Source organism: Neobacillus sp. KR4-4 (genome assembly GCF_042136325.1).
Lineage (GTDB): Bacteria > Bacillota > Bacilli > Bacillales > Cytobacillaceae > Neobacillus.
This window is the reverse complement of sequence record NZ_JBHHJU010000010.1, coordinates 50,384-64,163: the sequence shown is the minus strand read 5'-3', so window position 1 is coordinate 64,163 and position 13,780 is coordinate 50,384. Positions and strand designations below refer to the sequence as shown.

The following is a 13,780-nucleotide window of genomic DNA, read 5'->3' as shown; positions in this document are numbered from 1 at the left end:
ATGATGACGTTATTAAAGGAGGTGAGAATTTAATATGTCTTCATTAGTGTTCATGGCGCTCTATCGTCCGAACCCAGGAAAAGAGGAGGAATTAAAAGAACTCCTTAAAGTACATATCCCAACACTCCGCGAGGAAGAGTTGATTACTAGTCGAGAATTATTAACCCTACAAGCAGAGGATGGGACGATCATTGAAATCGCAGAATGGCGATCAACAGAGGCCATTGAAAAAGCACACCAATCTTCTAAAGTCATGGCAGTTTGGAATAAAATTGGTGAACTATCTGAATTAACGAGTCTTTCCACGCTTGCTGAAGCTCAGCATCCGTTTCCTAATTTTAAGCCTTTATAAGTTATGTACTAATGAATTAAATAAATCCTAACCAACACTAAAAGCAGTGAGATTTAATTGAATCCACTGCTTTTAGTTTAGATTAACATTAATTTGTAAACACAAACTCCGTTCTACTTCCTGTCTGATCGGCCCTAACTTCGAGTCTGACGTCAATTCGTTCTTTGAGTTCCGGAACATGCGAGATAATACCAACTAAACGGCCGCTGCTTTGAATATCCATTAATGCTTCGATAGCCTGATCCAGGGATTCAGGATCTAGCGTACCAAAACCTTCATCAATGAACATCGTTTCTAAAGAAACCCCGCCGGCATAATTTTGTACTACGTCTGCCAGACCGAGTGCAAGTGATAAGGAAGCTTTAAAACTTTCCCCGCCCGATAATGTTTTGACATGCCGTTCCTGACCCGTGTACTGGTCAAACACAAGCAATTCCAATCCGCTTTGAGCATTTCCTTTGGAACGGTCGGTTTTCCTCAGCAATTGAAAACGCCCGGAAGTCATTTTTCGTAAGCGGCCATTTGCTTCACGTAAAATATCATCCAAGAATGAAGCCAGTACATACCTTTCGAAGGTAATCCGGAAGTTATTCTGGCCTTTAGCAATCTCAAAAAGATGACCAATTAACTTATAACGTTCTTCAAGAACTTTCATTTGTTCATTCAATTTTTCCACACGGTTGTGTATTTCTTCGTTATCCCTCTTTTTAACAAATAGATTGGTTTGCTGCTGAGTAAGAGCCTCGATTTCACTTGTGATGTTCGCAATTTCGTGCCTCAATCCATCGACATCTGGTGTTTTTACATTCATTAACTCATCGGTTAATTCTTTCAACCGGTCAGAAACTGAACGTAATTCTTCTCGATAACTACGGATTTCAGTTTCAAGACTACGAATTTCTGCTTCCGTGCGTTTTGCTTCAGCATAAGTACCGTATTTTTCAAAGCCCTGCTCGGAGAGTTTGTTAATAAAGATTTCTCGTTCGGAGTCCAGCTCCTGTTTTTTACTCTCATGATGCTTTTTAGCATCTAATAATCTTGCTGTTTCATTTGAAAGTTTTTCTCTCACTTGCTGCAGGCGCTGCTGTGCCTCTTCCAACTGTTTTACTAACATTTGCTGCCGGTTTTTAGAAACCGTAAGTGCTTTTTCGTATTCCACTTCCGAGCGTAGATTCTCTGGGACGACTTTCATCATCCGAGAAATGGTAGTCTTCTTTTCAGTGAATTGAACGGTTAACTCATTGATTAAAGCTGAAACCTGCTGTAGTTTGTTTTGCATATCTACTTTTTCAACTTCAATGGTTTCTAATTCCCTCTTCACTTTATCAAGATTTTTTATCTGTTCCGCAAGCTTTCCTTGCTTCTGAACCAGCTGGTTCTTCGCCGTCAATGCCTCCATTTTTGCATCCTCTAAAAGATCAGCAGTAAAATCTGCTCGGATGGAACGAATTTCGTTCATTATTTCTGCTACAGCTTCCCTTTGCGCTGCCTCAGCTGACTGACTCTGGTAAAAGGCTGCTTCATCTGCAGACTTTGCTTTTTCCCAGTTGGCACTTTGAGCCTTAGCTGCCTTTATTTCCTCTTCTGTCGGAATACTACCACTATTTTGTATCGCTGGTGATGGATGGTGCTCCGAGCCGCAAACTGGACAGGCTTCACCTGTTTGAAGTTTTACTGCTAATATTGCGGCCTGGCCGTGCATCCATTTACTCTCTAGTTGTTCCACCAATGCTTTTGAATCTGTATATCTAGCAGTAGTATTTTCATATCTCGCAGTGATCGACCGTAAATTTTGCTCAGCTTTTTGATGGCGGGCAAGCAATATTTCGTATTTGTCTAAGCGATCAATTTCTAAATTCAGTTTATCGATTCTGCCTGTATTTTCTAGATAGATAAGTTTCCCTTTTTCAATTTCTTCCTTTTGACGTTGTAGATTCACTTGTTTCACTTCTAGTTGTTCGAGAAATTGTTCTGTTTGATTAAGCTTTTGTTGCGCAGCTTTTAATTCAGCATCCTTGTTTTGTGTTTCTTTAAGTAATGTTGCAAACGAATAGACATCCTCCCTCATATTGTCTAATCGATTTACCTCATCAAGGGCGGCCTGGCGTTCTCCTTCTCGTTCCAGTTCGTTTTGTAAATGTTGTTCATGCTGTTTTAAAAGTCCTTCAAATTTCTCGATTTCCATCTGAATGGATTTCAGATTCCCATCAAGTTGATCCACTTCGCGCTTTAAGCGGTGGCATAGTTCTTCTTGCTGCGCTAAAACGGCGGCCTTATGGGCAAGCTGCACCTGCTTTTCTTTCCCGTTATACACTTCTTCCTGAGAATCAAGTCTTGCCTTTTGCCCCTTTAACTCCTCTTTTAATTGAAGCTTCTTTAATACTCCCTCTGCTTCAATCAACTGCCCCTTCAGATTGTCCTGTTTCTGGGCTTTTTCTTTTAATTGGAGATTCAATTTTTCTAACACTTCAGCCATACCAGCAATTTCTGTTAGTAAAAGCGGCATGATGATTGTATCGTTCACACTGTCTGCATCCAAATATTCACGGAGTTCTTGATTGGTTACAGCTTGTATTCGTCGAATCTGCTCATTTCTTGCTAGGACTTGGTCCTCAACCGACTTTTTTAGTTCAGTTGCTTCAACCTTTAGTTTCTCTTCCACCATTTTATATAATTGGGTATGGAACAACCGCTGTAAAATGACTTCTTTATCCTTACTGTCTGAGGTGAGAAGTTTACGGAATTCACCCTGAGGAATCATTAAAATCTGCCGGAACTGATTGGCATCAATCAACATTATTTCCTTAATTTTTTCTTCAACATCATTGATTTTCGAAGCGAGCAGTTTCTTTTCACCATGTTCTGTCCATATATATAACTCTGCTTTAGCACCTACTTGTGTATAGCCGTCGCCTTTATCTTTCTTCTTCAATTGCTGAGGTGACCTCGTAATCGAATATGCTTTGTTACGAAGAGAAAAATCTAGTGAAACCTCGGTTAATAACTCGTCTTTGGCAAACTGGCTGCGGAGTTCAGGACCATTGCGGTCCTCCCCACTTGCTTTTCCATAGATCGCATAACTAATGGCATCAAAAATGGTTGTTTTTCCGGCGCCGGTCTTTCCGGAAATAACAAACATTGTCCGATTACCTAGTGCGGTAAAGTCAATTTCTTCAAAGCCAGCATAAGGGCCGAAAGCTTGCATCGTCAGTTTTAATGGCTTCATTTCAATCCCTCCTCTTTTAGCACTTTTTCAATGACTTCTATCATCGCCGTTTTTTTATCAAGCGAAAATTCGGAGGTTGTCATTTCTGTGTAAAATTGTTCAAACAACTCAATTTCTGATTTTTTTTCACTTCGAATCGAGGTGAATGATTGTTTTTTCTTTAAGTCAGTTAAATCTAATTTTCGTTCAAGATGGAGGACGTTGGGGTATACTTGACGTAATTTATTAATCGGGTCGATTAAGGCACCTTCATCAAGGAGAGTGATTTTTAAATAATCATGGATCGCTTCTTTTTCATAAAAACATGGATCAAGTAATTCTTCCAGATGCCCTTCTATTTCCCGCATATCATGTTTTGGTGTCAGCGAGCGGTACCGGTGCGTAAAGTTACCTTTATCATCCATTTCAATAATCGAAATCGACTTTTTCTGTTTAGCTTCCGAGAAAGAATATTTTAAAAGGGAACCTGAATATTTCACTTTATTGTGGTTAATGGCATCAGGACTGTGCAAGTGACCAAGAGCTGTATAGGAAAAGGGTTCGAACAATTCTGCCCCAACACAACCAGAACCTCCTACAGACAAGATTCGTTCAGAATCAGATGTTTGACCTCCTAATACAAAGGCATGTCCAACCAAAACATTAGGCTCATTCGGATTAAGATTTTCTTCCATTTTTCCTACCAGGGCTTTCATTGCCTCTTGATGGGAATGGATGGAATCATCCCCGAGTAATTGACGGACTACACCAGGCTCAGCATAGGGTACTAAATAAAAATTCACACCGTTAACTCGAACAGGAGTAAAGCTGTTTGTTAATTTTCCTGATAAATAAAATTGGCTGTGTTTATACCAGGAACTTCCAAATGAAAGTCTTTCTGCGCTATCATGGTTCCCAGCAATCGCCACAACCGGTGTTTCTAATTCAACATTAATTTTAAAGAGAATTTCATCGAGTAATTCTACAGCATCAGTTGGCGGGACCGAGCGATCATATAAATCTCCTGCGATAACAACAGCATCCGGCTTTTCTTCCGCAACAATGGCCACAAATTGCTCAAGTACTTCACGCTGATTCTCTGTCATATAGACCCCATGAACGAGTTTGCCTAAATGCCAATCAGCTGTATGGATAAATTTCATCTTCTCACCCCAATTTATTATTCTGCATCTTTCCAATACTACTATTATAGCAAAATACAAATGGAAATGAGGTTGGAAATGCAAGCAGATTACTGGAATATTGGGTATTTTATACTAGGCAGCAATTATAAACTTGGAAATACAAAAAACAGCCCGGATCTAGTCCGGGCTGTTATAGTAGATAACAAATTATTTTTTAGTTACGTTAGCAGCTTGTGGTCCACGAGCTCCTTCAACAACTTCGAAAGAAACTTCTTGGCCTTCTTCTAAAGTTTTGAAACCTTCTGTTTGGATAGCAGAGTAATGAACGAATACGTCGTTACCGTCTTCAGCTTCGATGAATCCAAAACCTTTTTCTGAGTTAAACCATTTTACTTTACCGTTTTTCATGAAAAAAAATCCTCCTATTGGCTTATACACGTAAGCCATGTGTAAATTCACCAAATTACAACGTGATAGCTTTACCTTCATTTCCTCATCCAAACATCGGTTAAAACTTTGAACAAGCTGTGTAACATAAATCTAATCTCGTGCAACGGCTGACTAAATTTTAGCATTCTAGTAGTCTATATGTCAACATAGGACAAACCAATATACACCTACAGTTTTCTACATTTCTCAACTGTTTTCTAGTAGAATTCGAGTCATTTCGACATCGCTTACAAAAACCATCTTTCAGAAAATGAAAGTGTTTTCATAAAAAAACGAACGATTAGTTAGCTATTGTTATTTTGTGATTATGTCGATAAATTTTTTCGACTTTTTTCTTAATTCAGGTCTTGGATAAAGATATATAGCTATGTTTAACCTCAAGGATGATATAGCATGATGAATCCGTCCGAAGTTGGATCGCTCTTCGGACACTCGCTTACTTATTTGGCCCTTCCTTGTCCGAGGTCCCCTCGACTTTGGACACTCGCTTACTTATTTTCCTCTCCCTTGTCCGAAGTCCCCTCGACTTCGGACACTCGCTCACATTATTTAGCCCTCACTTCTCCGAAGTTGGATCTACTTCGGACACGCTCTTACTTTCCTGGCTCTTCCGTGTCCAAAGTTGGATTACCCTTTTAGTGTATCTTTCTCAATAAAGAAAAAACCGAAGAATTTAGTTCTTCGGCACCGCTGGTTCCTCTTCATCATCTTTAAATTTATCTAGAATTGTGATTGTATCGACAAGATGGTTGTTAAAGATTTGTCTTGCAACAGCTAACAATTCGATAATCATCGGGTCCTTTAGTGTGTAAATGACCTTGTTCCCTTCCTTTGTTCCAGAAACAATATTTTTTGCTCTTAGGACAGTTAGTTGCTGTGAAACTGCCGACCCTTCACTACCTACTAGGGTTTGAATTTCATTGACATTCTTATCCCCTTCAGCTAAAAGCTCTAAAATGCGGATTCTCAATGGATGTGCTAGTGCTTTGAAAAACTCCGCTTTAAATTGCTGCATTTCAAGATTCAATTCGTCCACTCCCATGCAATTTTAGAAAGTAGCAGTAAGCTTTGTTCTGCTTCCCTCTACAGCCTCTGCTGCTGATAGTTTTTTACATTCCCTAAACGCAAAATGCTTACAACCGAGGCATTTATTTTTGTTAATATGCTCAAGGGCATATTGAATGGCTTCTCCAGTATGTTCAAAGAAATGTTCCTCACCGATGATTTGATATAATCCTGTCTTTATCAAAACACTTTCCGGCTGCGGATTTAAGCCCGATATCATGATTATACCACTTTTTGAAAAATGGCGAACAATACTAGATAAAGTCGCTTCACCGGTTGTATCCATTAATGGAACCCTACTCATGCGCAACAAAAGAATCTTCGGACGATAATTGATGGTGCTCATGATTGTTTTCTCAAAAGTTTCCGCCGCCCCGAAAAATAATGGCCCTTCCACATTAAAAATACTAATTTGCGGACAATCATTTGTATCAGAGACAATACCCGTTTCAACTTTTTCATGCTTGTGTTTCCGGTTCGGTAATGCTTTCGCCGTAACCATGACGTCGCTCATTCGTTTGGCAAAAAGGATGGCAGACATAACTAAACCCACCTCTACTGCCGTGGTTAAATTTACAAAAACCGTTAATAAAAAAGTAACCAATAAAACTAGTGAATCTGTCGATTTTGTTTTTAATATATAGGAGAAAACTTTTCTTTCACTCATATTCCACGCCACGACCATCAAAATTGGCGCCATACTCGCTAACGGGATATAAGATGCATAAGGTGCAAAAAACAATAAGACCAACAAGACAACTACCCCATGAATCATTCCAGAAAACGGTGAAATTGCTCCATTCTTTATATTTGTTGCAGTCCGTGCAATTGCCCCTGTTGCTGGGATCCCGCCAAATAAAGGCGTAATCATATTGGCAATTCCTTGTCCGATTAACTCTTTATTGCTGTTGTGTCTGCTATTCGTCATTCCATCTGCCACCACGGCTGATAACAATGATTCTATCCCACCGAGCATCGCAATGATGAAGGCTGGCTTTAGCATCTTAACAATCGTCTCAATGTTCAGATCCGGAATATGGAGTTCAGGTAAAGTACTTGGAATTTGTCCATAGGCAGTTCCAATCGTCGCAATTTGTGTTGGGTAGAACAATGTTGCAATGACCGAAGAAACCACTAAGCCAATCAGCGGACCAGGAACTCTTGGCGCTATTTTTGGTGTTAGAATGACCGTGGATAAACAAATTGCAGCCGTTAATAGACTAAACATATTAATAGTGCCTAAATGAACAAGAATTTCTTGGACATTTCTAATAAATTCCTCGTGTTTCTTTATACCCTCCAAACCTAGGAAACTAGCAACTTGACCAGTAAATATTGTCACGGCGATTCCTGTGGTGAATCCAATCGTTACAGGTCTAGGAATATACTTTATTAAAGATCCAAGTTTAAAAATGCCCATTAACATGAGAATAAACCCTGCTAGAAACCCAGCGATGAGGAGATTTTCATAACCGTAGGTCATTACAATACCAAATAAAATTGGAATAAACGCACCGGTAGGGCCGCCTATTTGATATTTCGATCCGCCACATAAGGAGATAAGAATCCCTGCAACAATAGTCGTATAGATTCCATATTCTGGTTTCACACCCGAAGCAATAGCAAATGCCATCCCCAGTGGAATCGCGATTACCCCGACAATCAATCCAGACAGGAGATCCTTTGGCACACTCCTTATGGAATAATTATGGAATCTTTTATCAATTAACATATTAACCCTTCTTATCCTCTTATTTTTGTATATCTGATTATTTGAATATATGATAATTTATCTCCAGTTTCAAGTATTTCCGTTAAAAATTTATTTTTTAAGAAATTACTTGTTTGACTGACATTGCCATGGTACAATAGCTAAGCGATGAGCTGAGTTGTGTAAGTCGAGAAACATTCCTTTATGGAACGCACTATGTGGAGTGTGGTTTTTCGCCTCAATACGCGAAGGACGTCTGTGTAAACAGGCGTCCTTTTTTATTGGCTAAAATTAGCACTTTATTCCTAAATTCCTTATAATATAAATAGATTTGCCATTTTAAAAAGTGGAGGGAATAGTATGAATAACCACGAAATTGATTTTAAAATCTTTGGAGATGACATGCAATTTGTTGAGGTTGAGCTAGATCCGCAAGAGACTGTAGTTGCTGAAGCAGGCAGTTTTATGATGATGGATGATGACATACATATGGAGACTATTTTTGGTGATGGCAGTGCCTCTGGGGGTGGAAGTGGCCTCATGGGAAAATTATTTAGTGCCGGAAAACGCGTCCTTACTGGTGAAAGCTTATTTATGACAACCTTTACCAATAATGGCATGGGCAAAAAGCACGTTTCGTTTGCTTCTCCGTACCCTGGAAAGATCATTCCAATGGACTTAAGCCAACTGGGAGGGAAAATTATCTGCCAAAAAGATGCTTTCCTTGCTGCAGCTAAAGGAGTTCAAGTTGGGATTGAGTTCCAACGTAAAATCGGGGCTGGCTTCTTTGGCGGTGAAGGGTTTATCATGCAAAAGTTAGAAGGAGACGGGCTTGCTTTTGTCCATGCGGGCGGAACAATTATTAAAAAAGACCTTTTGCCTGGCCAGTCATTAAGAGTAGATACTGGTTGTTTAGTGGCGATGACCAGCAGTGTTAATTATGATATTGAATTTGTAAAAGGGGTTAAAACAGCGTTGTTTGGTGGTGAAGGGTTGTTTTTTGCTACCCTAAGAGGCCCAGGTTCGGTATGGATTCAATCCTTGCCATTCAGCCGTCTGGCAAGCCGGGTATTTGCGGCAGCCCCTTCACGCGGCGGTGCAAAGGATGAAGGAAGTATTGCACGGGGCATTTTCGATATGTTTAATGGTGACTGATTTAAGAGAGCGGGACCAATGGGTCCTGCTTTTTTTATACTATAAAAACCGAGCATCCGCCCGGTTTCCATAGAAAAATCTATTAATCAAAATCCCGATTATATCCCATGATCCTTGATTTTTACGAATGGCTATTTTTGAACAAACTCAAATTGTTCAGCAGAATAAGCGGCAACTTTTGAACTTAGATCTTTTTTCTTTTTCCTCTTAACCAACTTTATAACATTTAAATTACCTTCTAGTTCATTCTTCATCATATTTACGATAACGATCACTATAAAAAATCCGAACACTGGAGTTAAGATGGCCCATGGCGCACGTACAAATTCACTAAAATTTTGTCCGATCAAACCTGCCCATTCATTTGTTATGGTTGCTGGCTTCTCTGGTTCCTCATACCCCATGACACCTGCCCTATTTCTTCCTCCAAGAAACATTCCAAACAGACCAAGCTGCATGGTAATATGGAGGGTACTTATAAATTGCTGGACTGAAAACAGAATTCCGTAAGAACGGATATATGGCATCAACTGTTTTCTGACAATATGTAATTTCCCAGCCCCCATCAACTTTGAGCTTTGTATAAATGAAGTTTGTAATAATTGATCCGTTACATCAGAGGCGAAAATAGTGACTGATGGAAATCCGATAAATACAAGAATAATAATTTGATAGGTTACGATTGATGAAATAGCAACATCATTAAAATCGCCCACAATCGGAATCATCAACAGTATCGCAATGAGAATTGATGGGATGTAACGGAAAGTTAGGAAAAAGTCTTTCACATAACCTTTTAAGAATGGAGCCCACATGGATAGAAAAATACCGAAAATCCCCCCGAGAAAAACTCTTAATAATGCAACTCCAAAAGCTGAAATTAAGGTGAATTTTGCACCATAAAGTAATAACCAATGCATGTCTTCACCATTTCGGTTCGTTCCTAATAAATGTTGTTCAGAAGGTGGAAATGGCGCCCTTCCGATGATATCACCCTGTTCATTTTTAACAAGCACCTGATGATTAAAATCCTTTGGCCCATAATAAGGATATAAGAGACTCATGATCAATAGAAGAAGCAGTAAGGTTGATCCAATAATCGTCTTTTTGTATTTTCTCATATACTAACCGCCCCCTTCCCTTTGATTAACTTAGAAATAAACCATCCTGCAGTTTCGATTATCACCAATGGAATGGATAACATAAGCAAACACATAACAAGGATAAAAAATTCTCCATCCATAAAAATGATTTTAAACAATTGTTGATTAAACCCGCTAATATTAAATAAAATTTCGACCAAATAAATATTGGATAGTAATATCCATACGATTGTTCTTAACTGCAATATTAAAAGTGGAAAAATGTTTCTCAGCATATGGACAAGTAATGTCCAAACTCTGTCCATTCCCTTTGCCTTCGCATAGAGAACATATTGTTGTTCTTGTTCCTCATCAATAATCTTAATGAGAAATTGTAGTAATAAGAAAAATGGTAGAAAAGAAACGGTCATAATTGGAACAAAATAAGGCTTATGACCAAATAATCCATACAGTTGTAAAAATTTTAATCCTGTTGATTTATATAGGGTGATAACAAAAAACTGGAATAATAAAATAATGAGTAAATCCGGAATACCTTCGAAGAAATTAAGTCCATTTTTCAATTTATTTTTTACTTTTTCTGGTGAGAGGAAAATCAATAAAGCCGAAATCATTGCAAGGAAAATGATAAATAAAAGACTGCATAATAGAATTGTCATCGTATACTGATAGCTCTCAGCAATATGTAATTTTTTAAGAATTTCTATGTATTTATCTTGATTTGCTTGAAGTAACAATTGAAAATCGGATTTAAGATTAACCCAAAAACTTTCAAAGTTAACTTCTATATGATCCTTTCCAATCCCTAATAATGAGGGAAGATTAAAAATAAAAAGAAATCCTCCTATTATTAATACAATTCTGACAAGTCCCCGGAAAAATCGCTTCATTTTATCCCACCCTACTATTTTTGTTAAAAAATTACAGTCCCTTTCCTTTTTACCATTTTATTAGTATTTTTGCAATATTCCTAATTTATTTTAATAAAAAGACGCTTCGGCCCTCCCTCCGAAACGTCTTTTTATTCATTGGATATCTAACTTCCTAAGTTCAGATTCTAGCTGCTCTCGTTTTAGATTATACGACTGCCAGGGGAGGTCTTCAGCAAGGACATCCTGTTTTCGTTCTAAGAGAACTGTTTTTAATTCCGGAAAATCCTGGTCTTTTTCATAGAGTTCGATTAATCCTAAAACTCCTGTAAAAGATAGGTTATTGAGGTAATGAACATCAATTTTCCCGCTGAACTCGTACCGATTCAGATTCTCACTCACGACAATTTTATCTAAATCAATCATTGTAATAGCCGTATAATAGATTAATGATGAAATAAAGTAAAAATGAAATAATGATAGCTTATCCACCCATATTTTCACAAGTGTATACGTAAAAATAATAACAAGATAAATCATAAACGAATGGACAAGAACCCTTGTGAACGTAAATCCATACGCATCTTCATACATACTTAACCGCATATAGGCAGAAGTAAGCATAACAGAGCTCGCGAGGACAAGGATGGTTGACATTATTTGTGTGGCTCTTTGCAAAAACCCTGCTGCCCTCTTTACGTACGTTAATACGATGACTGTTATTGATAAATTGATCAGTGTAACAAACAGGAGCTCAAAAAAACCCTTTCGAGCGTATTCTGCATAGGTAAAGTCTTCCGATAAAGACCCGCTGAAGAAATACCGAAATTGAACCAGTATAAACAAAAGATACACTAAATTAATGATCACAAGAACTGTAATGGTGATTATCCCATCTAGTTTAAGGGGGTTCTCATTTGTTGGCTGTCTCATTACATTAATACGTCGGGTATAAAGGATTTGCATGAAACCAAAGAAGGCAAACGTGCAAATTAAAATAACTATAAGTCTAAAGATTCGTTCCCCATTGATGACTTGAAACCATTGGGGGATGCCGCCAATTAATTGTTCGAATTGTGAATCTGCCGATATTAGTAAGTTCAATACAACAAATAAGATTGGCAGTGAGATCGCAATCCCGAGAAATACCTTTTTCCATACTATTAGTTTGTCATCATGACCGCTTTGTTTTAAGATCTTCCCAATCAATGATACAAAACCGATATTAAATTTTACTGATTGGATTAAGCGTATAAATATCAATGTAATAAAAGCAGGTTTATTCCATTGAAAATTTTTCGGACTAGTTATTAACACCAAATGAAAGATTACCAGCCCAGGGATCACCAAGATATTTAAGCCATAAAAGAGAAAGTTATTAGTTAGGAAGTAGTTGGCCGACATCAGCCAAACACAACAAAGAATTAAGTATCCTAACCGTTGATGGGAAAATTGATAGCGTCGGTACCGCCAAAGAAACACTGAATAAATTGCGGAAATAAACACGAAGTAGGAAATCCCTATCTCACTGCGAAAAAATGCTTCTTCTGCTAAAATACCAAGCAATAAACATAATAATAAGAAGATCCAAGCAGGCTTACCTATTTTTGTTTCTATTTTCGTTTCCATCTTCATCCCTCATTTTGTATAGATTTTCTATATATATAGTTTTACTAGGTATGTATCCAAAAAAAATGCTTATACCGAAGCTTTTCTTCCCCACTGATATCCAATCCAACTGATTGGATATAAGATGATGGTAAAAAGGATACAAGCAAAAATAAACGTTTTCGTTAACAATGGGGCAAACCATGAATGCGGAATAATTTGAAACACAGTAAGGATCATTAGAATTAAATTTGGAATAAGAGAAAGTAAAAACGTTTTATTTAGAAGCACCCTTCCATTATGGCCAAACCCCTTTCCTATTTCGTATCCTAATAAGGCCCAAAAAAATAGATACAAAATAGCAATCAAGGCGGGAATCGCTGTCAGGTGGTTCCAAGCAGCTGTGATCCATTTCCATTGATAGACATTGTGAGCAAGGGTAAGTAAACTCCCCCCTCCGAAAAAAAGTACATTTAAAAGGATAAACAGCCACTTCATATTGCTGGGAGTAACAGAAAACTCATCTCTCCAAATTTGGATAATTTCCTCTGGAGTGCCTAGGCGGGATACAATTAAATCATAAACTATATCCACATCCTGAACTCCTAATTCAAACAGAATTTCATCGATATGTGACTCATATTCACGGAGAATTTCTTCTTTATCTAAATGGTCTCCTAATCCCTTTGCCAATTCATTCAAAAACCTATTCTTCGGCCGTTCCATGCTTCGATCTCCCTATCACCTTGTTCATCACTTTAACAAAGTCCTGCCATTCACGTGTTTTTTCACCCAATAATTCTTTTCCTGCTTTTGTGATCTTGTAGTACTTCCGTGCCGGCCCCTTTTCCTGTTCCTTCCAGTAACATTCAATGTACTCTTGCTTCTCAAGTTTATGTAGTGCAGGATACAAGGTTCCCTCTTTTACACTCAGATCATTATCACTTCGTTGTTCCAGCTCTTTCACGAGTTCATAGCCATACATATCTCGTTCGTTTAATAGCTGAAGCAGGATTAAGGAAGTACTGCCCTTTACTAATTCCCGGTTAAACATCTTCTCACCTACCTAGATATTTTAGGTACATAGATATTCTATATTGAATCCTTCTAAATGTAA

12 protein-coding genes are annotated in these 13,780 nt (G+C 38.1%); 2 read left to right on the top strand and 10 right to left on the bottom strand.

Features of this window, described 5'->3' with window-relative positions:
- Window positions 1–34: 34 nt before the first annotated feature.
- A complete protein-coding gene (locus tag ACE198_RS12330; protein WP_251460606.1) occupies window positions 35–352 on the top strand; it encodes an antibiotic biosynthesis monooxygenase in 318 nt (105 codons plus the stop codon).
- An 88-nt stretch (window positions 353–440) separates the two neighbouring features.
- On the opposite strand, the gene ACE198_RS12325 is transcribed toward ACE198_RS12330, so the two are convergent.
- From ACE198_RS12325 to ACE198_RS12305, 5 genes are all read right to left on the bottom strand, one after another.
- Window positions 441–3,578: an AAA family ATPase gene (locus ACE198_RS12325; RefSeq protein WP_375375739.1), complete on the bottom strand. Its 3,138-nt coding sequence runs from the start codon at window positions 3,576–3,578 to the stop codon at window positions 441–443.
- Window positions 3,575–4,720: an exonuclease SbcCD subunit D gene (locus ACE198_RS12320; RefSeq protein ID WP_251460603.1), complete on the bottom strand. Its 1,146-nt coding sequence runs from the start codon at window positions 4,718–4,720 to the stop codon at window positions 3,575–3,577. The genes ACE198_RS12325 and ACE198_RS12320 overlap by 4 nt, the downstream gene beginning before the upstream one ends.
- 189 nt (window positions 4,721–4,909) lie before the next feature.
- On the bottom strand, window positions 4,910–5,110 hold the full coding sequence (locus ACE198_RS12315) for a cold-shock protein (RefSeq protein WP_007083969.1): 201 nt from the start codon (window positions 5,108–5,110) through the stop codon (window positions 4,910–4,912).
- A gap of 715 nt (window positions 5,111–5,825) precedes the next feature.
- On the bottom strand, window positions 5,826–6,179 hold the full coding sequence (locus ACE198_RS12310; protein ID WP_251460601.1) for an ArsR/SmtB family transcription factor: 354 nt from the start codon (window positions 6,177–6,179) through the stop codon (window positions 5,826–5,828).
- Between the two features lie 21 nt (window positions 6,180–6,200).
- Complete coding sequence (locus ACE198_RS12305) at window positions 6,201–7,949, bottom strand: SulP family inorganic anion transporter (RefSeq protein ID WP_375375738.1); 1,749 nt, start codon at window positions 7,947–7,949, stop codon at window positions 6,201–6,203.
- Between the two features lie 339 nt (window positions 7,950–8,288).
- Here ACE198_RS12305 and ACE198_RS12300 point away from each other — a divergent pair, with 339 nt between their 5' ends.
- Window positions 8,289–9,083, top strand: coding sequence for a TIGR00266 family protein (locus ACE198_RS12300; RefSeq protein WP_098575250.1), 795 nt, complete (start codon window positions 8,289–8,291; stop codon window positions 9,081–9,083).
- 131 nt (window positions 9,084–9,214) lie between these two features.
- On the opposite strand, the gene ACE198_RS12295 is transcribed toward ACE198_RS12300, so the two are convergent.
- The 5 genes from ACE198_RS12295 to ACE198_RS12275 form a co-directional block, all read right to left on the bottom strand.
- Entirely contained in the window at window positions 9,215–10,204 is a 990-nt protein-coding gene (locus tag ACE198_RS12295; RefSeq protein ID WP_375375737.1) for an ABC transporter permease subunit, read from the bottom strand.
- Window positions 10,201–11,076 (bottom strand): ABC transporter permease subunit, encoded by an 876-nt coding sequence (locus ACE198_RS12290; RefSeq protein ID WP_251460582.1) that lies wholly within the window; start codon window positions 11,074–11,076, stop codon window positions 10,201–10,203. The genes ACE198_RS12295 and ACE198_RS12290 overlap by 4 nt, the downstream gene beginning before the upstream one ends.
- A 135-nt stretch (window positions 11,077–11,211) precedes the next feature.
- The gene (locus ACE198_RS12285) at window positions 11,212–12,684 is read right to left on the bottom strand and encodes a DUF4153 domain-containing protein (RefSeq protein ID WP_375375736.1); all 1,473 of its coding nucleotides are present in this window, start codon (window positions 12,682–12,684) and stop codon (window positions 11,212–11,214) included.
- 69 nt (window positions 12,685–12,753) lie between these two features.
- Window positions 12,754–13,389: an HAAS signaling domain-containing protein gene (locus ACE198_RS12280; RefSeq protein WP_375375735.1), complete on the bottom strand. Its 636-nt coding sequence runs from the start codon at window positions 13,387–13,389 to the stop codon at window positions 12,754–12,756.
- Window positions 13,370–13,717 (bottom strand): PadR family transcriptional regulator, encoded by a 348-nt coding sequence (locus tag ACE198_RS12275; protein ID WP_375375734.1) that lies wholly within the window; start codon window positions 13,715–13,717, stop codon window positions 13,370–13,372. The genes ACE198_RS12280 and ACE198_RS12275 overlap by 20 nt, the downstream gene beginning before the upstream one ends.
- Window positions 13,718–13,780: the final 63 nt, after the last annotated feature.

What these genes read in the sequence shown, in the direction of transcription:
- ACE198_RS12330 (WP_251460606.1), top strand. Translation starts at nt 35, where the DNA reads ATGTCTTCATTAGTGTTCATGGCGCTCTATCGTCCGAACCCAGGAAAA.
- ACE198_RS12325 (WP_375375739.1), bottom strand. Translation starts at nt 3,578, where the DNA reads ATGAAGCCATTAAAACTGACGATGCAAGCTTTCGGCCCTTATGCTGGC.
- ACE198_RS12320 (WP_251460603.1), bottom strand. Translation starts at nt 4,720, where the DNA reads ATGAAATTTATCCATACAGCTGATTGGCATTTAGGCAAACTCGTTCAT.
- ACE198_RS12315 (WP_007083969.1), bottom strand. Translation starts at nt 5,110, where the DNA reads ATGAAAAACGGTAAAGTAAAATGGTTTAACTCAGAAAAAGGTTTTGGA.
- ACE198_RS12305 (WP_375375738.1), bottom strand. Translation starts at nt 7,949, where the DNA reads ATGTTAATTGATAAAAGATTCCATAATTATTCCATAAGGAGTGTGCCA.
- ACE198_RS12300 (WP_098575250.1), top strand. Translation starts at nt 8,289, where the DNA reads ATGAATAACCACGAAATTGATTTTAAAATCTTTGGAGATGACATGCAA.
- ACE198_RS12295 (WP_375375737.1), bottom strand. Translation starts at nt 10,204, where the DNA reads ATGAGAAAATACAAAAAGACGATTATTGGATCAACCTTACTGCTTCTT.
- ACE198_RS12290 (WP_251460582.1), bottom strand. Translation starts at nt 11,076, where the DNA reads ATGAAGCGATTTTTCCGGGGACTTGTCAGAATTGTATTAATAATAGGA.
- ACE198_RS12285 (WP_375375736.1), bottom strand. Translation starts at nt 12,684, where the DNA reads ATGGAAACGAAAATAGAAACAAAAATAGGTAAGCCTGCTTGGATCTTC.
- ACE198_RS12280 (WP_375375735.1), bottom strand. Translation starts at nt 13,389, where the DNA reads ATGGAACGGCCGAAGAATAGGTTTTTGAATGAATTGGCAAAGGGATTA.
- ACE198_RS12275 (WP_375375734.1), bottom strand. Translation starts at nt 13,717, where the DNA reads ATGTTTAACCGGGAATTAGTAAAGGGCAGTACTTCCTTAATCCTGCTT.